Annotated in this window: 19 protein-coding genes and 1 pseudogene; all 20 read right to left on the bottom strand. The window is 59.2% G+C overall.

The features are described from left to right. Positions 1-7 precede the first annotated feature (7 nt). Complete coding sequence (locus A4E19_06210; protein OQW33191.1) at positions 8-709, bottom strand: 23S rRNA pseudouridine synthase F; 702 nt, start codon at positions 707-709, stop codon at positions 8-10. 48 nt (positions 710-757) lie between these two features. Further along, entirely contained in the window at positions 758-1,690 is a 933-nt protein-coding gene (locus A4E19_06205; GenBank protein ID OQW32940.1) for a hypothetical protein, read from the bottom strand. 62 nt (positions 1,691-1,752) lie between these two features. Then, positions 1,753-2,322: a pyruvoyl-dependent arginine decarboxylase gene (locus A4E19_06200; protein OQW32939.1), complete on the bottom strand. Its 570-nt coding sequence runs from the start codon at positions 2,320-2,322 to the stop codon at positions 1,753-1,755. Positions 2,323-2,478: 156 nt separating this feature from the next. Beyond that, entirely contained in the window at positions 2,479-3,933 is a 1,455-nt protein-coding gene (locus tag A4E19_06195; protein OQW32938.1) for an aldehyde dehydrogenase, read from the bottom strand. A gap of 35 nt (positions 3,934-3,968) precedes the next feature. Then, positions 3,969-4,241, bottom strand: a complete 273-nt coding sequence (locus A4E19_06190) for a hypothetical protein (GenBank protein ID OQW32937.1) — start codon at positions 4,239-4,241, stop codon at positions 3,969-3,971. Positions 4,242-4,344: 103 nt separating this feature from the next. Continuing rightward, positions 4,345-4,986, bottom strand: a complete 642-nt coding sequence (locus A4E19_06185; protein ID OQW32936.1) for a hypothetical protein — start codon at positions 4,984-4,986, stop codon at positions 4,345-4,347. After that, complete coding sequence (locus A4E19_06180) at positions 4,983-6,089, bottom strand: deoxyhypusine synthase (GenBank protein ID OQW32935.1); 1,107 nt, start codon at positions 6,087-6,089, stop codon at positions 4,983-4,985. Before A4E19_06180 ends, A4E19_06185 begins: the two co-directional genes overlap by 4 nt. Before the next feature lie 360 nt (positions 6,090-6,449). Next, positions 6,450-8,168: a hypothetical protein gene (locus tag A4E19_06175; protein OQW32934.1), complete on the bottom strand. Its 1,719-nt coding sequence runs from the start codon at positions 8,166-8,168 to the stop codon at positions 6,450-6,452. A gap of 34 nt (positions 8,169-8,202) precedes the next feature. Next, the gene (locus A4E19_06170) at positions 8,203-9,372 is read right to left on the bottom strand and encodes a citrate synthase (protein OQW32933.1); all 1,170 of its coding nucleotides are present in this window, start codon (positions 9,370-9,372) and stop codon (positions 8,203-8,205) included. Next, positions 9,350-10,273, bottom strand: coding sequence for a methylisocitrate lyase (locus A4E19_06165; GenBank protein OQW32932.1), 924 nt, complete (start codon positions 10,271-10,273; stop codon positions 9,350-9,352). The genes A4E19_06170 and A4E19_06165 overlap by 23 nt, the downstream gene beginning before the upstream one ends. Positions 10,274-10,306: 33 nt before the next feature. Further along, positions 10,307-11,701, bottom strand: a complete 1,395-nt coding sequence (locus A4E19_06160) for a hypothetical protein (protein OQW32931.1) — start codon at positions 11,699-11,701, stop codon at positions 10,307-10,309. Positions 11,702-11,733: 32 nt separating this feature from the next. Beyond that, the gene (locus A4E19_06155) at positions 11,734-12,513 is read right to left on the bottom strand and encodes an enoyl-CoA hydratase (protein ID OQW32930.1); all 780 of its coding nucleotides are present in this window, start codon (positions 12,511-12,513) and stop codon (positions 11,734-11,736) included. Positions 12,514-12,614: 101 nt separating this feature from the next. Then, positions 12,615-13,421: a hypothetical protein gene (locus A4E19_06150; protein ID OQW32929.1), complete on the bottom strand. Its 807-nt coding sequence runs from the start codon at positions 13,419-13,421 to the stop codon at positions 12,615-12,617. After that, entirely contained in the window at positions 13,418-14,377 is a 960-nt protein-coding gene (locus A4E19_06145) for a hydroxymethylglutaryl-CoA lyase (protein ID OQW32928.1), read from the bottom strand. The genes A4E19_06150 and A4E19_06145 overlap by 4 nt, the downstream gene beginning before the upstream one ends. 9 nt (positions 14,378-14,386) lie before the next feature. Then, positions 14,387-15,187: a hypothetical protein gene (locus tag A4E19_06140; GenBank protein ID OQW32927.1), complete on the bottom strand. Its 801-nt coding sequence runs from the start codon at positions 15,185-15,187 to the stop codon at positions 14,387-14,389. 7 nt (positions 15,188-15,194) lie between these two features. Beyond that, positions 15,195-16,799: a methylcrotonoyl-CoA carboxylase gene (locus A4E19_06135; protein OQW32926.1), complete on the bottom strand. Its 1,605-nt coding sequence runs from the start codon at positions 16,797-16,799 to the stop codon at positions 15,195-15,197. A gap of 11 nt (positions 16,800-16,810) precedes the next feature. Further along, on the bottom strand, positions 16,811-17,212 hold the full coding sequence (locus A4E19_06130; GenBank protein ID OQW32925.1) for a methylmalonyl-CoA mutase: 402 nt from the start codon (positions 17,210-17,212) through the stop codon (positions 16,811-16,813). 65 nt (positions 17,213-17,277) lie between these two features. Continuing rightward, positions 17,278-18,051: pseudogene (locus tag A4E19_06125) on the bottom strand (MBL fold metallo-hydrolase). A gap of 423 nt (positions 18,052-18,474) precedes the next feature. Further along, complete coding sequence (locus A4E19_06120; GenBank protein OQW32924.1) at positions 18,475-20,070, bottom strand: methylmalonyl-CoA mutase; 1,596 nt, start codon at positions 20,068-20,070, stop codon at positions 18,475-18,477. 35 nt (positions 20,071-20,105) lie between these two features. Then, entirely contained in the window at positions 20,106-21,005 is a 900-nt protein-coding gene (locus tag A4E19_06115) for a 3-hydroxybutyryl-CoA dehydrogenase (protein OQW32923.1), read from the bottom strand. Positions 21,006-21,016: the final 11 nt, after the last annotated feature.

The raw sequence follows: 21,016 nt of genomic DNA, 5'->3' as shown, positions 1-21,016 counted from the left end.
GCGCCCGTCATGCGCCGTCTCTTCCCACAGCCTGCATGAGTCGTTCTCGCTCCTGACTCGTGAGCTCTCTCCACTCACCCACGCCCAACCCCTTGACCGAAATGTGCATGATCCTCGTCCGGTGCAGCTTGCTCACTCGATAGCCAAGCGCTTGGCACATCCGCCTGATCTGTCGGTTCCGTCCCTCCGTCAGAACAATGCGAAATTGATCACGGGCCACGCGCATCGTGCGACAGGGCTTCGTGGCACTTCCGAGAATAACGACTCCGCGGGACATACGATCCAAGAAGGATTGGTCGAACGGACGGTCCACCTGCACCAGGTACTCCCGCTCATGTCCGAATTCGGCGCGGAGGATTTCGTTCACGATGTCGCCGTCGTTTGTCAGCAAGATAAGCCCGGACGAATCCTTGTCCAGGCGCCCGATCGGGAAAATCCGCTCCGGGTGTCCGATCTCCGCAATGATATTTCGAGGGACATGCGATTCGCTCGTCGTCGTGACCCCGACCGGCTTGTGATACTTGATATAGAGTGTCGCTTTGCCCCAGGGAATCACACGACCCTCGCGGGCGACGACATCCGCGGGCCCGACATGGTCGCCGAGTTTGGCCACCCGGCCGTTGATCGTGACGGCGCCCGATTCAATCAACCGGTCTGCCTCGCGCCGGGAACAGATCCCATGCTCGGTGAAGAACTTGTTGATGCGAATGGTGTGCGCCACGAGACGATGGAGGGACTTGACGGATGATACGGACGGTTAAAGCACGCGCCGGCCGGTCCCGATACGGCCGAGCATACGATAGATCAACCGTGCGATGGAAAATTGCGGCGCCACGAATCCTTCGATCGGTGCGATTTCACTGACATCCATGCCGACGATGCCGGGCCCCTTGGCCAGCGCCGTGATGAGATTGATGGTATCGTACCATCCAAGTCCGCCGGGCTCGGGAGTGCCCAAGGCGGGCATGATGGACGCATCCAGCCCATCGCAGTCAAAGGTGAGGTACACGGGCGTTCGGCAAGCCGCGACCACGTCGGGGATCCAGTTCGACGCTTTACCTTCATACCGGCCGGATGGGTCGAGGATGGTCGCTGCAAAAAACGTCGTGATGCGGTCTGTGGCATGGATACGAGCGACCTCTTCTTCGCTTATCGATCGGATGCCCACCTGCACCAGCGGCAGTCCGCCGTCCACCACTCGCGCCATGACACTGGCATGGCTGAAGGGATTGCCTTGATAGGCGGTGCGAAGATCGCCGTGGGCATCGATCTGCACGACGGTCATCTGCGGGTATTGCTTCGCATGGGCCCGAATCGCGCCCAATGCCCCGGTGTGTTCGCCCGTCAGGGTGATGAGAAACCGGCCGGTTCCCACATGCGGGGACACAAACGCTTCGATGGCCTCGACCGCCGCAAGATCGACCTTCCCCTCAAGGTCCAACGGCGAAGCCGTCGCGATCCCGCCCCATTCGCGATAGGGTTCGCGCCCCAGTTGTTCGTCGTAGAATTCGACTTGACGCGAGGCTTCCAGGATGGCGGACGGGCCCTGGTCCGACCCGCGAATATAACTCGAGGTGTGTTCGTAGGGAGCCGGTAGAACATAGACACCCGCGTGATGCGGATGGCACCAGGGTTCCTCGATCCCCAGAAAATTGCGGTCGGGCCCCTCCCAACCCATGGGAAGCGTCATGGGTGTGCTTCCCTTGGCGAGGCCGACCGAGGCTTCCCATTCCAGGCAAGAACCACGGACCTCTACCTGCGAGGACGGTTGGGCACGTTCTCCGGCGGAATGAAGACCGCCAGCGCGATGACGGTGATCCACTTCCCTTTCTTCCCGACGGCCGACTGGGTGATGTTGAGGGTCTGCACGATCTTCCCGCCCATTTTAAAAACCTGCTCGCGCTCTTTCCACGCGACATTGGGATCGAACTCGACGCCGAGGGTCGTCGCCAGCATCTGCGCCGCCAGATCTTCCGTATACTCTCCCGTTTCTTCGTCCGTCTCCCCGTGCGCATGGTGCTCCGAGAGATAGCCGTATGTGCCGCGGTCGGTGGGTTTCGCCAGTCCGACGGAGGCCGAGATGAGCCGGTTCCGTTCATTCGTCTCCGAACGCGCCATGACGCAAAACGTGATTTCTCCCGGCTTCAGTAGTTTCTCTCCGCGTTTTCGCGGGATGATTTTACAATGGGGAGGAAGGATGGATGAGACGCTGACCAGGTTGCAGTAGGCCACACCGGCGCTGCGCAGCGCTTCTTCGAAGGAGGCCAACTTTTCTTTATGGACTCCCACTCCTCTCGTTAGGAACATATGCGTAGGTACCATCTTCTTCCCTTTCCTCTGCTAATCGACCTGTCTGGTTGTTCGAAGGTTGTTTGGTGACGTGTTCGTAAGCGGCCAGCCAGACAAACAAACCGGACCAGAGCCACGGCGGTATCGGGCGCTTGTTGTAGCAAGATTGAACCGGCTTCGCAATATCTTCTAGACACTTTTTTCGGATGCGCCGGGCGGTTCCTTCAGATTCATGATGAGCATGCGTGGCTCGGTCATGTCTTCGATCGCGGCGCGCACGCCCTCCCGCCCCAACCCGGAATCTTTCACGCCGCCGTAGGGCATATGGTCCGCGCGAAAGGTTGGAATTTCATTGGCCAAGACCGCTCCGACTTCCAGATGCCGAAAGGCGTAAAAGATTTTGTTGATATCCTGCGTGAAGAGACCGGCCTGCAATCCATAGTCGGATTGGTTGAGCATCGCCACGGCTTCGCTGAGCTGACGGTACGGCGTCACGGTCACGACCGGACCGAACACCTCCCGACACGAGACCTTCATGTCGGGCCTCACGTTCGACAGCACCGTCGCTTCAACAAGAGCCCCCATCCGTTTTCCACCCAACAAGACACGGGCGCCCTCCGCCACGGCTTCGCCGATCCAACTCTCCACTCGCTGAGCGGCCGCGAGATCGATCAACGGACCGATGCTCGTCGTCTCGTCGGCGGGATCGCCCACTTTCAATCGAGCGACGTGCATGAGCAACTTGGTCGTAAACGCATCGGCGATCGAGTGATGCACGAACACCCGCTGCACCGAAATGCACGTCTGACCGGCATACCCGAATCCCCCGGCCGCGCAACGCTGGGCCGCCAGCTCAAGATCGGCATCGGGCTCGATCATCACGCCGGCGTTGCCGCCGAGTTCGAGCGTGATTTTTTTCTTGCCGCACTTGGCCTTCAACATCCATCCGACCGACGCGCTGCCCGTGAAGCTCAACAACTTGAATCGCGGATCGACGACCATCCGCTCGGCAAGCACGTTCTCGCACGGCACTATATTCAGCCCGCCGGGAGGAACCCCCGCCTCGAGCGCGACCTCTCCAAGGAGCAGCGCCGTCAACGGCGTTTGAGGGGCCGGTTTGATCAAAATCGGATTGCCGGACGCCAGGGCTGGTGCCACTTTGTGCGCCACCAGATTCAGCGGAAAGTTGAAGGGGGTAATGCCGAGAATCGGACCGATGGGGAAACGGCGGAGCAGGCCGAGGTGAGTATCGAAGCCAGGCGTCCAATCCAATGGGACCACTTCCCCTGCAATCCGCCGCGCTTCCTCGGCCGCCACGGTAAAGGTCTGAATCGCCCGATTGACCTCCCGCTTCGCATCGGTGATCGGCTTGCCGGCCTCGGCCGTGATGGCCCGAGCCACTTCATCTCGACGCCGATAGAGCAACGCGGCGACCTGTTGGAGGATATTGTATCGGGCATGACCCGGCAGCTGCTCCATCGCCGCCGCCGCACTGCATGTGGACGCGATGGCTTCATCGACATCGGATTCGGTCGCGTGGGTGACCTGCGCGATCAATTTGCCGGTGAACGGATCAACCACAGGGGCCGAGAGCGCGCCTGACTTCCACTGGCCATGAACGAGGAACGGACGGGATTCCTGCACGGGAAGACTCGCTGGAGTCCGAGCTGAGGTTGGTGTTAGTCCGCCGCTTCAACCGGCGCGGCGGCTTCGGCGGAGGGTTGAACAATCGTGGCCGCTTCTTGTGCGGCGACGGCCTTGGCGATCAATTCTTCCGTGCCCCAATCACGGATCGCCTCCAAGGTAAAGCCCTCGTAGGTCGATACACCGTGACACGTCGGACAGTCCGGCATCGGCACCTTTCTGTAGAAGACTTCCGTCAAGCACGACATACACACCCAGAAATCGTCATCGCGATGGGAGACGGGCCAGAACGATTGCATCGAAGCCATATGGGTACCCTACCTTTTTATTAAGGGAGAGGACTATCGCACCTGAGTACCGATGTCAACCCTACCGGCACTGTCCTGCCTCATCTCTCCTGCACCACCGCGGTTACTTTTTGTCGCTTGCCAGCAGTCGATCGATTTCTTCCGCGAACATTTCGAATGGAAAGGCGCCGGGGATCGCAACGGCCGGCTCTTTTTCCGTCGGCTCATCGGCCGTTCGCACCAGGATGAATCCCGGGGTTCCATGAAACCCCCACTGGTTGGCTTCCTGGCGATCTTCGAAAATCGCTTTCGTATACCGCCCGTCGTTCAGACACCGTTCAAACGCGGCTTGATCCAAACCCAAGCCCGCAGCCTGTCGGAGATACACCTGCCTGTCCAACCGACCCCCCGCGGCAAACAAGCGGTCATGCATCGCCCAATACTTGCCTTGAGCACCCGCGCATCGTGCCGCTGACGCAGCATCGACTCCAGGACCCTGATCGGCTCGCGGATAATCCTTGTAGAGAAACCGGACCTTTCCGGTATCGACGTAACGAGCCTGAATCCGTGGCCACGTATCCTTGAAAAATTTCAGGCAATAGCCGCATGTGAAATCAGAGTATTCGATCAACGTCAGCGGGGCGTTGGCTTGTCCTCGTACCCGCGCATCGGCATCAAGGGCATTCCCCGCCGACGCCGGAGAAGGCCACCCGAGAGTGCTGCACGCGAAAACCAGCAGCCACCGCTGTCCGATCGGCCAGGTCATGAGCCGCGCACCACACCGGCTTTTTTTCTCTCCAGAAGCCCCATCATCAGCAAGGGCCAGACGACGGTGGCATCGCTCAACACTTCGGCGAATCGTCCCCCGTCCTTCGGCGTCACAAATTTTCCCCAGGAGAGCCCCTCCTGATAGGTGCAGCCGCTGAGTCCTCCCCAGTAGTCCGGCTCCGGACAAATTCTCACGCCATAGTGGAATCGAGGCGGCTTCACGTTCAGGCCCAACCGAAGATTGCCGATTTCAATGTATGGGCCGACCTGCTGCGCCCAGTTTCGCGGCACCCCTCCTCCGATCGTGAAAATGCCGAGCCGTTTCGCGGAAAGGACGTGATCGGCATAGCTGTTCAAGTCCAGGTACGGATTGAAGGACGGGCAGGATTGATGGATCGCCCGGAGAACGTCGAGATCTTTCCCCGGCCCTACCCGAGACTTGGCTCGATCCACCTCCTGAGCCATGGCCCAGGTTCCCATGTCCAGGCCCACTTCCGAATCCGTGAAGGCCGGGATATAGACCGGTACCTTTTTCAAGTAGGCGCTTTTCAGAATCCCGTCGCTGTCCAATTCCTCCGCCAACGTCTTTCCCAGCTCTCTGGTGAGAATTTCCGACGAAAGCGGCTGATCATGGGTCAGACGCTTCAACGTTTGTGCGACGACGTGCTCGACATAATTCAAATTCGCTTCCATCTCGAGCGTGTCATAGACGCGGTTGTACCCTTTTCGAAACAGCTCTTCGTCGCTCATCGACGGGTCGTGCCGATAATGGGTCTTGCCGACCGACTCACTGAGACCATGCGCCATCAAGGCCCCGGTCGAGACGATGCATTGCACCATGCCTTCGTCGATCATCTTCGTGATGATCTTGCCCATCTTGGCAATGGTCATCGCACCGGACAACGTCATCACCACCTGGCAATCGGGATCCTCGATCATCGCCCAAAGCACATCGAACGCGTTGCCGAGATGTCGTCCTCCGAACGCCGTCTTGCCCATGGCCTCCAGCAATTCGCTGAACGAGGTAATCTTGTCGGGATCCAGCGGCTCGAGCGCTTCTAACCCGTCTTTTGCACCGTCATGAAATTCACGTGCGTACATAACGATCCTCTACAATTCTTGCGTGTGCATTTGTTTATACACAACCAAGAATGGAGGCGTCAACGAATGGTTCGCTCGTCTATGCAGTTCCGCGTCCTCGCAAGAGTTGACTGCGCGCGAACAAATCGCTCATGCCGCGTTGCCAAGCACTCACAAGTCGCGTAGGCTCACGATGAGGCCACGAGCTCGCCAGGAATCGGACCACGTCGAAGGTTCGTGCCAAAGTATCTGCTCGTTGCGAATAGCGAGGGAAGGCCAAGGTGCCAAAACCAATTTGCATTCGTGCTCGCTTCCGTTCGATCAGATTGCGTTGGGGGTGTCTCAGCAGTCAAGCCCGCCGCGCCCTCACGAGCAGAGCGATTACTTGTCCTGAAACTGGTGATCCCGATAGGCAGCCAAGGTAGAGGCGAGGCGACCTTTGAGATCCAGCCGTTTGGGCTTGCCTGTCGCGGTGTACGGCATGTCCTGACCGAAGAGAATCACCTTGGGCCGTTTGCAGAACGGCAGCCGTTTCCGGCAATGCTCCAGCAAGCCGGCCTCACTCACAGGACCGGCTTCCTCTCGCGGCACGACATAAGCGGCAATCTCTTCGCCATAGTACCGGTTCTCAAATGGGACGGCCATCGCGAAACGGACGGCAGGATGAGTCCGCAACACCTCGTCGATTTCCAGCGGAGCGATGTTGACACCGCCTCGAATGATCAATTCCTTGAGGCGACCCGAAATGAAGAAAAACGGTCGTCCCCGCTTGTCTCGGACATAGAACCCCTCGTCTCCCGAACGGAACCAGCCCCATTGAAACGCCGCCTCGTTGGCGTCGTCGCGCTTGAAATAGCCGGCACACACGGTCCCGCCGCGGATGCAAATTTCCCCCCTCGCCATTTCCGGCAGCGGGTGTCCATCCCCGCCCAGAATCGCCATTTCGTTATGTCGCAGCGGGACTCCGATCGAGGGAAACTCATAGTCTCCGATCCAGTGTCGATGCTCATGGGACTGGAGATCGTTCGGTAGAAAACAGGAATAGCATGTGGTTTCTGACAACCCATAACCATGGCGGATCGGAAAGCCGAATCGATCTTCGAATCGGACGGCGGTGTCTTTGAGCAGAGGACCTGCCCCGCAGATGAATCCACCGAAACCGTCCAGCTTGTAGGCGGCTACATCTTCATTCGCATCGAGGAGAAACTCGAGCAAAGTCGGGACGACACTGACACAAGTGACGCGCTCTTCGTGCAGCCTCCGCCAGAACGTGGCACTTTTGAATTTGCGATTCAAGACGACGCTGCCTTTGCAGTAAAACGGCGTGATCAGGGTAACGACCGTCCCATTCACATGATGAATCGGGAGCACGCACATCAACCGGTCGTCCGCTCCGAACTGATGCCAATCGGCGATCGCGTCGGCATCGAGGAGCAAATTCTCCACGGTGAGGACGACGCCTTTGGGCGGACCGGTGGTGCCGGAGGTATAGACAATGAGCGCTTCACCATCCAAGCCGAGAGTGTGCGATGCTGTGCTCATGGAAGAAGAGGACGGTGTCGGCTTAAGCCCTGTCCTATGCTTCGGGCCTCTCACGAAGCCGTCATCATTCAACGCCATCACATGCCGTAAAGCAGGAAGGTCTCGCTGAAGGTCGCTTAGTTCATCAAGATAGGTGTGCCAGCAACAGACGGCCGTCGCCTCGGAATGTTCCAGGATATAGCGTTTCTTATCCGCCGATTCTTCAACGTTGATGGGGACGATCGTGACACCCAAAAACCACGCCGCGAAATACAGCACCACGGTGACGTCATGATTGAAGAGGATCGTCGCCAGCCGGTCCCCTCGTCGCAAGCCGACCTCGTCATGGAGAAACGTCGCGACCAGTCGGACCACCGTCCCGAATTCCGCATAGCTGCAGGTATAGCGAACAGCCAGATCATCGTCACAATAGGTTAGAAATGTCCGGTTGACCAATGCGCGATCAGAAACGCGGGATTTGAAGAAGTCGGCGAACGAATTCCATGGGAGCGGAGGGGCAAACCCTTCGATTTTCCGTGCCTGCGCGATGTGCTCCGGTAGCCCCATCAATGGAGACATGTTCACTGTCCCGTGTGGAGGGCACGCGGTCTCATCAACCGCTGCGGCGGTCAAGGGGGACATATTCCCTCCTCGACGGTCCCGTATAGAGAGCGCGCGGCCGCATCAATCGATTGTGGTCCTGTTGTTCGGTGACATGGGCGCTCCATCCGGCGATGCGCGAGCAGATGAACAGGGGGGTATAGAGCGTTCGGGGAATCCCCATCAGGAGATACGCCACCGCCGTGTAAAAATCCAGGTTTGGGCGGAGGCCTTTCTCCCGCTCCATGACATGGTCGATGGTCGTCGCAATCTCGTACCATCGGCGGTCGCCGCAGATTCCGCTCAACGATTCGGCGTGCCGTTGGATGATGGCTGAACGGCTGTCGCCCTTCTTGAGCACGCGATGGCCGAAGCCCATGATGCGCCGTTTCTTCGCGAGAGCCTCCCGCACCCAAGCTTCCGCTCGCTCATGGCTCCCGATATCGAGAAACATCTCGGCCACCGCTTCGTTGGCGCCCCCATGGAGCGGCCCCTTCAACGTCCCGATTGCCGAGGTCACGGCCGAATGCAAGTCGGTCATCGTCGACGCAGTGACCCGGGCGGCAAACGTGGATGCGTTGAACTCGTGTTCGGCATACAGCGTCAGGGAGACATCGAGGACACGAGCCATGGCTTTCGCCTCATCGTTTCCCCTCCGATCGGTGAGAAGGTACAAGAGATTCTCGGCGAAACTCAGATCCTCCTGTGGCCGCACACGCGGTTTGCCGTTCACCAGCCGATAAGAGGTCGCGATCATCGGCGGGATCTGCGCCAACAGCCTGATCGATTTCCGAACGTTGACATCATGCGAGTTATCGTCCGCATCCGGATCGACCATGCCCAGCAAAGACACGCCCGTGCGGACGACGTCCATCGGATGGCAACCGGAAGGCACTGCGCCGAGGAACACGTCGAGGAGATGAGGAAGCACGGCCTGCTCGATGAGTCGTGCCGAAAAGTCTGTCAGCTCCTGCCGAGTCGGCAAGTGACCGAACAAAAGGAGATAGGCCACCTCCTCAAACATGCCGTGCTCCGCCAAATCACGGATCGCATAGCCGCGATAGAGGAGACCGGCTTCTCCTTCATCCACGAGACACAGAGCCGATTCTCCGGCAATCACGCCTTCGAGGCCGGGACTGTAAGCAGGATGGTCTTTCGCCTCACTCTTGAGAGACTCGGTCATGGCCGTGCTCATGGATCTTCCCTTCCCGCTGCTCCTGAACATCCGAGTACCGGAGCAGTCTGTACAGTTCCTGTCGCGTCATCATGTGATGGAGCCAGTCCTTCTGAGACCCGAACAGTTTGAGTTCAGCCAACAACCTATCGACGGCTTGCAAGGCCGTCCGTAAGGCGGTCACGGGAAAGAGCACGCCGCGGTACCCCAATCGTTCAAATTCCGCGACGCTCAACAGAGGCGTTTTTCCGAATTCCGTCATATTAGCGATCAACGGAACGACGACTCCCCTCGTTCTCATGTGACGAGCAAAGATCCGGAATTCTTCGGCCGACTCCAGTGCCTCAGGAAACAGCGCATCCGCGCCCGCCTCTATATAAGCCGCCGCCCGTTGAACCGCAGCTTCCAGCCCCTCCACCGCACGGGCATCGGTGCGGGCCACGATCATGAAATCCCGATCCCGCTTGGCGCGAGCGGCTGCCTCGATTTTGGCCGCCATGTCGCCCACAGGCACCAGATGTTTCCCGGAAAGATGGCCGCATTTCTTGGCCGCTTCCTGATCTTCGATCTGCATGCCGGCAAGACCGGCCTCCTCAAAAACCCTCACCGCTTCCGCGACTTCCGACGGGCCACCGTAGCCCGTATCGGCATCGACGATGACCGGAATCGACACGGCTTTGGCAATCCTGCCCGCTTCCGCCGCCATCTCGCCGAGCGTGATGAGGCCGATGTCGGGCACACCTCGGCAAGCGGAGACCGCCGCCCCCGAGACATACACAACTTCGAAGCCGGCCTTTTCTATCTGCATCGCAACCAGCGCGTTAAAGGCTCCGGGAATGGCGAGGGTCCGTGTACTCAACAATTCACGCAAGCGAGATGCCTTCGTCTGCCCCGTTTGATCCATAGTCATCTTTCCTACTATTCCTGAACTTCAACCTGAGCCTCAACCTTTCACCCTGAGCAGCGGCATGAGGGTGCCGATGTCTCCGACTCGATCGAGCGTCCATATGAATTCAATAAGCCGGTCGATACGGGAGCGACTCAATCGGCCGGCGGCTAACCGCCGAAACTTCGCTTCCAGATCCTGGTCCGACATTGGATTGCCGGGATGGCCCACCGGGAGATCGACCTGACTCACGTAGGTTTTACCCGCGCCAGTCTTGACCGTGATCCTGGTCGGCATGGTCTTAGGGTAGCGTCCCACAAATTCGGGTTGCTGCACGACACGGATCTTCTTCATCAAGTCCCGTAGGACCGGATCTTGTAATCGTTTCGGGCCGAATGATTGCAGCGTCACGTGCCCCTGGAGCAATGCCACTGCGACGCAATAGGGGAAGCTGTGGTCAGCCGTTTCCCTCGTGGCCGGCTGCCATTTCTCCGGATCGCGCCCGATGATTTCGATCGCCACGTCATAACTTCCGATTTCAACATCCATGACATGATCGATCGCACGCGCGCCTTCTGCTTCGATCAGGTCATTGCGAAGCGCGACGGCAGCCTCGACCGCGGTCTGCGCGTGATACTCCACCGGGTAATGCTTGATATAGGTGTCCAGGATCTTGAACGGGCCCATCGCAGGCGCCTGTCCCGTTTCTCCTCCCAACGCCGCCAGGTCGAACGGCCCCGAAACGAGTTTCATGAACCCCTTTTCACCTTCGAAGATAGGCGACGGCCCTGTCATGCCCGACTGCGCCAGCATGGCGGCAAACACGCCGTTGCGCGCGGCGTTCGAGAAGGCGCAAGCTTTCCACATGGACATATCCCCGACCCGCGTTTGCCGCAGTGCCACATTCGAGATACCTGCCAAATTGATGGCTTGTACCGTCTGCGGCTGTGAAAGCTTCATGAGCTTCGCGACCCCGAGGGTGGAAGAGAAGGATCCGTACGTCACATGGTCCCAACCGCGGGGTCGTAGCGCCGCGGCGTCACAGAGACGGCACTGAATTTCGTAGGCGAGGACGATGGCTTCAATGACACGTTTGCCGGACGCGTGGACTGCCTCACCGACCGAAAGAATGGCCGGAATATTATCGGAAGGGTGCGCCGGCTCTTTCGAAAGATAGGTGTCGTTGAAATCGAGATACCGAACCAACCCCCCATTGGCGAAGGTCGCCAGGTCGGGAATCGTCTTGTGACCTATGCCCCACAGCGTGGCGCCCTCGGACACCTTAACCGCCAGGGCAATCCGTCGAGCGACGCGGCAGGGCGCTGCATTCCAAGCCCCGAGCGCACACCCAAGGCTGTCGAGTACACGCCGTTTGACTTCGTGCACCACGGCATCCGCTACATCGCCGTAGCGTAACGTTTGGCAATATCGAGCGAGGCGATCTGCGAGCATCGGCTGCCTCTTTCCGATCTCGTCTTACGAATTCAGGCTTCTGTCTCGGCCCATTTCGGTTGCCGCTTTGCCAAAAATGCCTGCACAGCTTCTTGCTTGCCGGGGGTGACGCACAATCGACCGAATAACTCTGCCTCCCTGGCCAGGCCTTCCGACAGAGGGATGTCGATCCCCCCTCTGATCGCATGGAGTGCAGCTTCGACCGGGGTTTTCCCGTGGGCGATAATGGAAGCCGCGATGCCTTCAACCTGCGTGATCAACTCGTGTGGCGGGACCACTCGACTCAGCAGACCGATTCGTAGCGCTTCTTCCGCGGACAAGCTTTCGCCCGTCAGAATCATCTCTGCCGCCTTGGAAGGCCCTACGATCCGGGGCAACCGTTGGGTGCCTCCAAAGCCGGGAATGAGACCAAGCTTGATTTCGGGCAATCCCAGCATTGTCCCGAAGGCTGCCACTCGGATATGGCACGCCAGAGCCAATTCGAGACCGCCTCCGACACAGGTTCCGTTGATGGCGGCAAGGACCGGTTTGTCCGACCGCTCAATACGGTTGAGGAGGAATTGCCCGCGTGCAGCAAATTCCGATCCGCCATGTACCGTATTGAGATGACCCAGCTCGTTGATGTCGGCACCGGCGCAGAAAAACCGACCCGTCCCCGTCACGATGACCACGCGGACGTACTCGTCTTCCTCCAACTCGTTCAAGACGAGCTCGAGTTCCTTGAGCACGGAAAGATTCAGCACGTTGGCCGGCGGATTATGGACAGTAATCCGTGCGACGTGGTGAGAAATCGTCAATAATTGATGCGGCATAGATCCTCCATACCTCACTTCGTGTGGTCCGCCGGCTCATGGGCACAGCCCACTTTATTGTCACGGCCGGATAATCGCCTTCGACTTTCCTCTTCCATTCCTCACTCCACCCGTGCGGTTCCACCGACGCGGACAGCTCCTTCTGGATGGCTCCTGCCTCGGGATTGTTGATGCACCCCGATTGCAGCAGCGAGCTCTGAAATCCCCTCGCCTGTTGTCGCCACCGTACGTATGACATTCGGGTACCATTCCTGGAGATCTCGTACCGTACGATCCGCTTCAGGAAGGTCCCCCTTGTTGACGACGACAATGTGTGCAACTTCCAATAGTCCAGCCTTCATAGCTTGAACTTCGTCGCCCAGGCCCGGTGCCACCACTGCCACAACGGTGTGGGCGAGGTCCATGATATCGACTTCACCCTGACCAACCCCGATGGTCTCAACCAGGATCACCTGATATCCGGCTGCGTCCAATACCAGCGCTGCATCGCGGATCGTCGGGGCAAGTCCGCCATGATGTCCCCGAGTGGCCATGCTTCTGACATATACCTCGTGATCCAACGCATGATCCTGCATTCGAATACGGTCACCCAGCAGAGCACCGCCCGTGACGGGACTGCTGATATCCACCGCCAACACTCCGACTTTCAAACCGCTCCGCCGATAGTGGTGCACTAAGCGATCGACCACCGTACTCTTTCCAGCTCCGGGGTATCCCGTTACCCCGATGACCCTTGTCTCCCGCGAAGTGTTGTTGAGGAGACGCAGCACTTCTCTGGCGCCCGGATGGTTCTCCAACAAGGAGATCAGCCGTGATACGGCACGGACGTTTCCGGCTCTCACCTGCTCAGCTAAGATCATCAAGCCCTGAATGTCGCACACGAACGGGCGTGGACCGAGCAGACTCATGCCACACCTTCATACGCGGTTTGTTCGGTCTGTACCTGCGAGAGGCGCGACGACAGTCTCCGATTCAGCACCTTCCCGATCTCGCGTGCGGCCGCAATAACCTTCCGCTCATCCACGGCAAGCAAGGCACCGGATGCTTTCAGCGCATAGACGACGTCTTCCGTCGCAACGTTCCCAGACGCCCCTGGCGCATAAGGACACCCGCCGAGCCCCCCGGCAGCCGTGTCAAACGCCTCGATGCCGTACTCTGTCCACGCGGTCAGGACATTGGCCACCGCCATGCCGCAGGTATCATGGACGTGCAACGAGAGCCGGCTCCGATCGATACGTGGCACTATTTCATCCAATAGTCCTCGGATATCTCGAGGAGCGGCCTTTCCAACCGTATCTCCTAGAGAGATTTCGTCGACTCCCAGATCGAGTAGTCGACGCATCACGTCCAGGACCTGGGACGGATGGACAGCGCCCTCAAAGGGACAATGGGTCACGGTAGAAACGTACCCTCGCACGATCATTCGATCGAGTTTGGCACCAAATACCACCGGTCTGAACCGTTCGATCGACTCGTCAATCGTGCAGTTGATATTCCGTCGGGTAAACGTGTCGGAAGCCGCCGTAAAGACCGCAATCTTGTTCACCGCCGCCGCCCGTGCCCGTTCCAATCCTCGTTCATTGGGAACCAGCGCCGAGTAGATGACGCCGGGCTGCCGCTCGATCCTCCGGAACACCTCATCGGAATCCGCAAGCTGCGGGATGGCGCGGGCCGACACGAACGATCCCGCTTCAATCTCCGCTACACCGCTCATGGACAAGGCATTCACAAACGACACTTTGGCGTCCGTCGAGATGACGTCCGATTCGTGCTGGAGCCCGTCTCTCGGACCGACTTCGATGATCCGGATTCCTCGCGAATTCCGGTTCTGGCGGTTGCTCTCTGGCTTGTGGTGGCCTTCCACAGTGTGCCCTCATCCCCTGCCTGACGGCATGGCCCAGTTCGGTGTTCGGCGTTCGTGAAAAGCGCGAAGTCCTTCCCGTGCCTCTGGAGAGAGGCGAGCCCGAACGTTTGCTTCGACACAAACCTTCCAGCGTTCCTCATCGGATAGACGGCGAAGTCGACGTAGCAGTGCCTTCGTGTCTCGTACAGCCTGCGGAGCAAGGAGGGAGATCCGCTCGAGCAATGCCGCGACACGGGCGTCAAGAGCAGCTGGCTCAACCACATCGTGGATAAGACCGCCCTCTCGAGCGAGTGAGGCGGAAAACGGCTCGCCGGTGAAACAGAATCGGCGTACGAACGAGTCGCCGGTCTTCGCGAGGACAAAGGGCGCGATCACCGCCGGCACTAACCCCAAGCGGACTTCGCTGAACGTGAAGGTTGCCTCCGTAGCGGCCACGGCGATGTCACACCCGGCGATCAACCCGATTCCTCCGCCATAGGTGGCTCCCTGGATGCGTCCGATCACGGGACAGGGACATGCATCGATGGTGCGGAACATCTCGAGTAAGCGCTCGGCGTCCTGCTGCGCTTCCGTGGCGGAGACGGTCCGTTCCGGTCCCATCCACCGGATGTCCGCTCCAGCGCAGAATGTGGAACCGGCGCCGGCCAAGGTAATCGTACGCAGCGAGTGATCTTGTCCCAATGTACGAAAGGCCTTGCACAGCTCCTCCACCATGAGCGCGTCGAACGCGTTCCGACGATCGGGCCGATTGAGCGTCACTCGTGCGCAGCCTGTATTCGACTCGACGAGAATAGACGTAAACCGCTCCATCGGCTCCTCACATGCGGAAGACCGGGTAGTGCGACAAGCGGACCGGCGTCGTCAGCGCGACATCCAGACACAGGCCGAGAATCTTCCTCGTCTCCACCGGATCGATGATGCCGTCATCCCAGAGCCGAGCCGTGCTGAAGTAGGGACTGCCCTCCCGCTCATACTGTGCGTGAATGGAGTCCGTGATCTTTCGCTGCTCGTCTTCTGACAGGGCGGCCTTGTCGCGGGCACGCTGTTGCTGTTTCACCGTCAAGAGTACCTGCGCTGCCTGTTGCGCCCCCATCACCGAGGTTCGAGCGTTGGGCCACAGGAACAGAAAACGCGGCCCATAGGCCCGTCCGCACATGGCGTAATTGCCGGCACCATGAGAGGCGCCGATCATGATCGCGAACTTTGGGACATCGGCGGTCGCCACCGCCTGTACCATCTTGGCGCCGTCCTTAATGATCCCGCGTGCCTCATACTCCTTCCCGACCATAAAGCCGGTGATGTTTTGGAGAAACACGAGAGGCAATCGCCGCTGAGCGCAGAGTTGTACGAAATGCGCGCCTTTCAGGGCGGCTTCGGAGAGAAGCACGCCGTTGTTCGCGACGATGCCGACCTGATGCCCCATCCAACGGGCGAAGCCGCATGTGAGCGTTCGGCCGTACCGAGCCTTGAACTCCTGGAATCGACTGCCGTCCACCAGGCGAGCGATGACTTCACGGACATCGAATGTCTGGCGCGGGTTGCTTGGGATGAGTCCATACAGCTCGCCAGACGGGAAACGCGGCTCTTCGATCGCCGCCGGTCTGCGAAGGACCGGCCGTCTAGGCAGTGTGTCGACAATCGACCTGCAGATCTCAAGCGCCTCATGGTCATTGTCCGCCAGGTGATCGCTCACCCCCGAAAGTCTCGTGTGAAGATCTGCCCCGCCGAGTTCTTCGGCGGTGACCTCCTCGCCGGTCGCCGCCTTGACCAGCGGCGGTCCCGCCAGATAAATGGTGCCGGTCCCTTTGACGATCACGTTTTCATCGCACATGGCCGGCACATAGGCGCCACCCGCAGTGCACATCCCCATGACTGCGGCAATTTGAGGAATGCCGAGGGCGGACATGCGCGCCTGGTTATAAAAAATCCGTCCGAAGTGCTCCTTATCGGCGAAGACCTCCGCCTGCATGGGCAGGAACACGCCTCCGGAATCCACGAGATAGAGCGCGGGCAGCCGATTTTCCAGCGCGATCTCCTGGGCCCGAAGATGTTTCTTGATCGTCATGGGAAAATAGGTCCCGCCTTTGACCGTCGCGTCGTTGGCCGCGATGACACAAGGCCGCCCCGACACGTAGCCGATGCCGGTGATCAGGCCGGCGGCGGCGATGAGGTCGTCGTACATGCCGAATGCCGCCAGGGGACTGAGCTCCAGCCAAGGCCTGTCCGGATCGAGTAACTTCGCTATGCGCTCCCGAGCGGTCAGCTTGCCTCGCTGTTGATGAAGCGCGACTGCTTCCGGTGGTCCTCCTGCTCGAGCAAGGCCAAGATGTTTCTGGAGGTCCGCCATCAGCCCCTCATAGTGTGCACGATTCGACGCGAATTCGCTGCTCGTGGCAACGACTGAAGTCGTCAATGTACGCATGGTGCCTCAGCTCAGTTTTTGAGTCCTTTGACGAACTGCACGATTTCCTGGATCGGCGCTCCCGGCCTGAACAGGGCCTTCACACCGGCCGCTGTGAGCGCCGGAACGTCTTCATCGGGAATGATTCCACCGCCGAACAAGGCAATGTCGTCGGCATCCTGTTCTTTAAGGAGTTCGAGGACGCGCCGGAACAGCGTATTGTGCGCGCCGGAAAGAATGCTCAAGCCGATCGCATCCACATCCTCTTGGATCGCCGTACTGACGATCTGTTCCGGCGTCTGGTGCAGACCCGTATAAATGACTTCCATGCCGGCGTCTCGCAATGCGCGCGCGATGAGCTTCACACCCCGGTCATGACCGTCGAGGCCCACTTTGCCGATCAGAATGCGAAGGGGCTTGCTTGCTACTGCCATGCCGCCACCTCCCGAAGCACATACTTGCCTTCCTGATCCTTGTGAACATGCCCGGCCTGGACCACCGGATCATGCTCGAAGAGCAGCAGCCATCGCTCTTCGAACGCGCGATCCAACACCCATCGTTTCGTCTCCAAGGTCTGGATGGGGAAGAGATCGTAGCTCATGATGTAGGGAAGCGGCAGATGGGACACGGTCGGAATCAAGTCTCCGAGGAAGATCGCCACCTGCCCTTCCGATTCGATCTTGACGCTCTGATGGCAGCGCGTATGGCCGGCTGTGACGACGGCGGTCACGCCGGGAACCAGTTCCGTATCGCCGTGCAAGAATTCCCACTGCTTGATGTGATCGATCGGTGTAAAGTTCTCCGGGCGATAGCTTGCTCTGGTCCGTTCGTTGGCGCGGGCCGCATCTTCAAATTCACCACGTTGGATGACGTAGCGTGCCTTGGGAAAGGCGGGCCTGATGCGCCCATCCCCTTCTCGTATGGTGTTTCCTCCGGCATGGTCGAAATGCAGATGCGTATTGATCACTAGATGGATGTCATCCGGTCCCAGTCCTAATCGCTTCAATGATTCGAGGATGGTCGGCGTCCGCTCGACGGCGAACATGCGCTGAAACTTCTCGTCCCCCTTCGGTCCCAGCCCGGTATCGACCAGGATGTTCTTGCCGTTCGCCCTGATCAATAGAGCCGTCAGACTGAGTGAGATCCGGTTCAGGTCATCGGCGGGACAACACTTCTCCCACAACACTTTCGGCACGACCCCGAACATCGCTCCGCCATCCAGCCGAAACCGACCGTCACTCACCGGATATATTTCAAACGCGCCGAGCTTCATAAGATTTGTTATTTGTTATTTGTTATTTGTTATTCGTTACTCGTTACTCGTACTCTTGCTTGCTCTCCTCTCCACTTTAACGGCTCAGCTGAGAGGGATGGGCACCGAGCAGAGCGCCTGCTCCTCTACATCCTCTCCTTCGGCAGCGGATGACCGTGATGCCTCCCACTGCGCGCATGCGACTGGCAATTCCTCCCCCTCCCCTCTAACGGCTCAGCTGGAAGGGATGGGCACCGAGCGCGGAGCCATTGCGTCGAATTTGATTCAGTAGCCAATAGCGGCTCCGGACGCGACGGCTTTGCACCCACAGGGCGCGGCCTTTGAGGAGCGTCCGGCCAACAGGACAGAACGCAATTGGCCGCACGGCTCTGTCGCATAATGGCGCCCGCGAGGCTGCCCGCCCTTCGCCAGCTGAGCCACCCATCACAACACCACTGGCTCCCGATACGTGCCCAGCACCTCTTTCAACGCCGTGCAGATTTCCCCTAACGTCGCCTTGGCCTTCACCGCCTCGATGAGATACGGCATCACGTTCTCGCTGCATGAAGCTGCTTCCTGCAGCGCCTCGACAGCACCGGCCATCTTGAAAGAATCCCGACATTTGCGGAGGTCTGAAAGACGCGCCACCTGTTCGCTCTCGACTTCCTGTCCGATCTTGAGAATAGGGATCGGCCGTTCGTCCGGTTCCACATATTCGTTGACCCCGACGACGATCCGCTCCTTGCGTTCCAACTCGCGCTGATACCGTTGCGAGGCGTCGAGGATTTCACGCTGCGGGAATCCCCGCTCGATCGCCTGGACCATGCCGCCCATGTCATCCAACCGACGGAAGTAATCCAGTGCCGCTTCTTCGAGGCGATTCGTGAGGGTTTCGACATAGTAGGAGCCGCCAAGAGGATCGACGCTGTTGGTGACCCCGCTCTCCTGCGCGATGATCTGCTGTGTGCGCAACGCCAGTTTCACCGCATCTTCGGTCGGCAGCGCGAGCGTTTCGTCCATAGAATTGGTATGGAGGGACTGCGTGCCGCCCAAGACCCCCGCCAGCGCCTGAATCGTCGTCCGCACCACGTTGTTCATCGGCTGTTGCGCCGTCAGAGAACAGCCGGCGGTCTGCGCGTGGCAGCGGAGCTGCATCGAGCGGGGATCGCTCGGCCGATACCGGCGCGCCATTTCGCGTGCCCACAGTCGGCGGGCCGCGCGGAACTTGGCGATCTCCTCGAAAAAGTCGTTGTGGGCATTGAAAAAGAACGAGAGCTGCGGAGCGAACCGGTCCACGGCAAGACCAGATTTCACCGCTGCTTCCACATAGGTCAGGCCGTCATAGAGAGTAAAGGCAAGTTCCTGCACCGCGGTGGAGCCGGCTTCTCGTATATGGTAGCCGCTGACACTGACCGGGTGCCACTTGGGCACATGCTCAGCGCAGTAGGCGATGGTGTCGGTGATCAAGCGGAGGGAAGGTTCCGGCGGAAAGAGCCACTCTTTCTGCGCGATGTATTCCTTCAGAATATCGTTCTGCGAGGTGCCGTCCAGTCGCTCAAGGCTGATGCCGCGCTTCTCCGCGACCGCGAGGTACATCGCGAAGATCACGGCGGCCGGACCATTGATCGTCATCGAGGTGGTGACCTGATCGAGCGGAATGCCGTCGAAGAGTCGGTCCATATCATTGAGCGACGAGATCGCCACGCCGCAGTGGCCGATCTCGCCATGTGCGCGCGGATCATCTGCGTCGATCCCCATCAACGTCGGCATGTCGAACGCGACGCTCAGTCCGTTTTGCCCATGTTGAAGGAGATATTTGAAGCGGCGGTTGGTGTCCTCGGCCGAGCCGAACCCGGCGAATTGCCGCATCGTCCAGAGCCGGCCGCGATACATGGTCGGATACACGCCTCGGGTGTACGGGAATTCGCCCGGTGCTCCTAGCTGCTCCTCCGGCGACCAGTCCTTCAAATCGTGGTGGGTGTACACACGGTCGGTATCGAATCCTGAGAGGGAGGTGAATTTTGTTTTGCGTTCTTGCATCGATCTGCTCCAGATCGTGGTGGTGAGGAATCAGATCAGGACCTACTGTTGATTGCTTCCTGCCGTTCATTCCTCCCTTCATAGACATAAAACCCACGGCCGCTCTTCCGCCCCAACCACCCGGCCTGGACATATTGCCTCAGCATGGAACATGGGCGAAATTTGGGATCTCCCAAGTCTTGGTACAGCACTTCACAGATGGCCAGCATTGTGTCCAAGCCGATGCGATCGGCAAGGGCCAGTGGTCCCACGGGATGATTGGCGCCGGTGGTCATCGCCAGATCGATGTCCTGGACAGATGCCACGCCTTCCTCCAAGGCAAAAATGGCTTCATTGATCATGGGGATCAGGACTCGGTTTACGATGAATCCCGGCACATCCTTGGCCACAACCGGCGTTTTCCCCAAACGCGTTGCCAAGTCGAGCACGAGTCGCACCGTTCGTTCGGATGTCTCCAGTCCACGGACGATTTCCACGAGGCGCATGACTGGAACAGGATTCATGAAATGCAATCCCACGACACGGTCGGGCCGGCCCGAGGCAGCTCCCAACTTCGTGATTGAGATGGATGAAGTGTTGCTTGCCAGCACCGCCTGCGACACGCAGATTCGGTTCAATTCGGCGAAGAGTGCCCGCTTGAGCGGGAGATCTTCAGGGATCGCTTCGATCACGAGCTGGGCATCTCGTAAATGATCAAGCTGTACCAGCGGGTGAATGAGGGCCAGCACCTGACCAGCTTGGCGATCAGTGAGACTGCCCCGTTCAACCGCCCGTTCTAATCCGTCTCGAACCTTGGAAATGGCCTCCGTTACTGATTGCTCGCTCACGTCTACAAGAAGCACTTCAAAGCCTGCGGTGGCGCACACTTGACTGATGCCACGGCCCATCTGGCCGGCTCCCACCACTCCGATCGTCTTGATCTCGTCGAGTGTCATGTTTCACCGGC

It is taken from the genome of Nitrospira sp. SG-bin1, from assembly GCA_002083365.1.
GTDB lineage: Bacteria > Nitrospirota > Nitrospiria > Nitrospirales > Nitrospiraceae > Nitrospira_D.
The sequence above is the reverse complement of the archived record's forward strand: the minus strand, read 5'-3'. Positions and strand labels throughout refer to the sequence as shown.